This window comes from Burkholderia sp. APQ4-4ca, from assembly GCF_057837105.1.
Genome location: NZ_JBYQCG010000028.1, coordinates 1 through 585, shown reverse-complemented (window position 1 = coordinate 585; position 585 = coordinate 1). Strand labels below are relative to the sequence as shown.

1 protein-coding gene is annotated in these 585 nt (G+C 56.2%); it reads right to left on the bottom strand.

Going from position 1 to position 585, the window contains the following annotated elements; genetic code table 11:
• Positions 1–288: 288 nt before the first annotated feature.
• Positions 289–585: hypothetical protein (locus AC3IFE_RS01490; RefSeq protein WP_489189384.1), on the bottom strand; the 297-nt coding region annotated here is incomplete at its 5' end.

Here is a 585-nt window from a genome sequence, read left to right as displayed (position 1 = left end):
GGACGGACTACGAGAGCCCAGCCCAGCCTGATCAAAAAATTGTGCTCAGGGGGCTGCGCAGGGCGGACGAATCCGATGCACTTACCGTCAGCACAAAGCGGCCATGGGCCTGTAAAAAAACGTGGGCCAGGAACCAGTCCGGGCGGTCGGTCGATGCGCCCGAGGCGCAATGGATGGCGAGAAGGTAGCACGTCGATCTACGTATTTGTAGTGGTTTCTAATTTATTTCGGAAAGCTACATAAAAACATATAGCTTTCCGGTATGCCGACGTAAATAGGAGCTTCGTCTTAGTATCCGCGGGATACTTTCTTGATGAGATACCCCCCGCCAACGAATGCAATGAGAACGCCGAGCTCGGTGTACCAGGCGTTAAACCAGACGGTCACGTTTTCGTCGGTGAGCGAGAAGCGTGGCTCCGAGTTAGTAGCCCAGTAGTCCAGCGCCGGCCACCAAGAGACCCATACCAACCCGAGCAGGATTGGCCAAATATTGCCGAGTCCGATGAGGTCAGAGCCGCCCCCAAACTTCCACGCCAGTACCGCTAGGATCGCAACGCCGACGAGTCGTCCCATGACCGATGCCCC